At 64.5% G+C, this 1610-nt stretch carries 2 protein-coding genes; both read right to left on the bottom strand.

The window, feature by feature from the left end; genetic code table 11:
* Nucleotides 1-83 precede the first annotated feature (83 nt).
* On the bottom strand, nt 84-983 hold the full coding sequence (locus AAFM29_RS17220; protein WP_341713954.1) for a Dam family site-specific DNA-(adenine-N6)-methyltransferase: 900 nt from the start codon (nt 981-983) through the stop codon (nt 84-86).
* A 15-nt stretch (nt 984-998) separates the two neighbouring features.
* Nucleotides 999-1610, bottom strand: a 612-nt coding sequence (locus AAFM29_RS17225; protein WP_341713955.1) for a DNA polymerase III subunit beta, incomplete at its 5' end; no start/stop codon positions are given.

Genomic DNA, 1610 nt, shown 5'->3' on the forward strand with positions numbered 1-1610 from the left:
GGCGTGGCCGGCCTCCGTCGGCCGCACGCGGCGCGGGACGGGGAGAGCGTGGTCGCCGATGCGTTTCCAGAAAAGCTTGATCGTCATCGCCAGTTTCTCCAGAGACCTTCAAACGCGGCCTCGCTGCGATCTTCAGCCTTGCACGTGATGCTGTTGCGGCGGTCGATGCGCTCCATCGGCCAGGCGCCGTAGAGAGCGCGCGTCACCGGCGTATCGGCGTCAGAAAGGCTCCAACGTATGCCGCTTTGATGGAGGTCGTAGAGCGCGGACGCAAGGCGCTTACGCGCGTTTGGCTCTCGCATACCGGGAAGGACGCTTTGCCGGGGGTCCTGACTCCACTCCTCGGAGCCCTTGCAATATGCCACGTACGTCCCCTCGAAGGGGCAATCTAGATAGACCGCGTCGCCATCTTGCGCACAGGAGAGCGTCTCCTCGAAGTCCTCGCACAGCATGGTGACGCCCTGTAGCATTGCGGACATACGGCGCAGGTCATCAACCCGAACGAGGTCCTTGTCGGGCTTAGGCTTGCCATACGGCGCGTTGCACTGACCGTCGCCATTGACTCGCCACAACCCGTTGTAGGCCGCGCGGAGGACAAATAGCATGCGGGCCGCGCGCAGCACCTCCCCGCCGTCGTCGAGCGCCGCGCGCACGTCCTCAAAAAAAGCGCGCCCGCGATCGTGCGAAGTCGTCTCCGGTTTCCCGTTCTCAATGGCCTCGCGCCACCGCATTGTCAGTCGCCCCAACTCACACTCAACCTTCCAGCAGTCATCTCGAAGGCATTGATATACATTGATCAGCCGCGGGTTCTTGTCCGACAGCACGACGGGCCGCACGTCGGCGTAGAGGCCGAAGAACGGCGAGCCTGCGCCGATGAATGGCAGCACAACGCCGCGGCCTGGGTCGGGACGCGGGAAGAGCTTGGGCTGAGACTCGACAAGCCATGCGTGCGAGCCGGCGTACTTGCTGATCGCAAGGGTCATACTATCTCCGCTGGCCTAGACAAGACGCGTTGGCATGATCACAGCCACGTAGTCCCCCGCGGCCGACGCCACCGCAGGGGAAATCAGCAACGGGTCCAGTTCGCCGGAGAGACCGAGCGTAACCTCCTCCTCATCGATCGCGCCAAGCACGTCGAGTGGATACTTTGCATTCATGCCGATTGCCATCTCGGGTCCGTCGTAATCGACCGCGATCTCGTCGAAGCCTTCGCCGGTCTCGGCGCTCTGCGCGGTAATGCGGAGCGCGCCTGGTACGAGCGCCAGCTTGACGCTGCCCGTGCGGTCGCTCGCGGCGAGCTGGATGGCCTTGAGCGCGTCGATGAACGGGAGGCGCGGCGCGCGGACGGTGCGCGCGGGCGACGCCGGAATCACCTGCTGGTAAGGCGGGAATTGAGCGTCCACGAGCTTGACCGAGAACATCATGCCCGAGACGGTGAAGAAGGCGTGGGGTCCGCTCTGCTGGATGGTGAGCGTCGCGACCTTCTCGCTGCGCGCTCGATCGGTGAGGCGACGAAGCTCGCTGATCGCTTTGAGCGGGATGAGCATCGTCGCGGTGGCCGAAGTGCCCGCGACGGTCGCCTCCATTTTGGAGAGGCGGTGGCCATCGGT

It is taken from the genome of Erythrobacter sp., from assembly GCF_038133525.1.
Lineage (GTDB): Bacteria > Pseudomonadota > Alphaproteobacteria > Sphingomonadales > Sphingomonadaceae > Qipengyuania.

Bases quoted from the DNA above. Each gene is read 5' to 3' on its own strand.
- AAFM29_RS17220 (WP_341713954.1), bottom strand. From the start codon at position 983: ATGACCCTTGCGATCAGCAAGTACGCCGGCTCGCACGCATGGCTTGTC.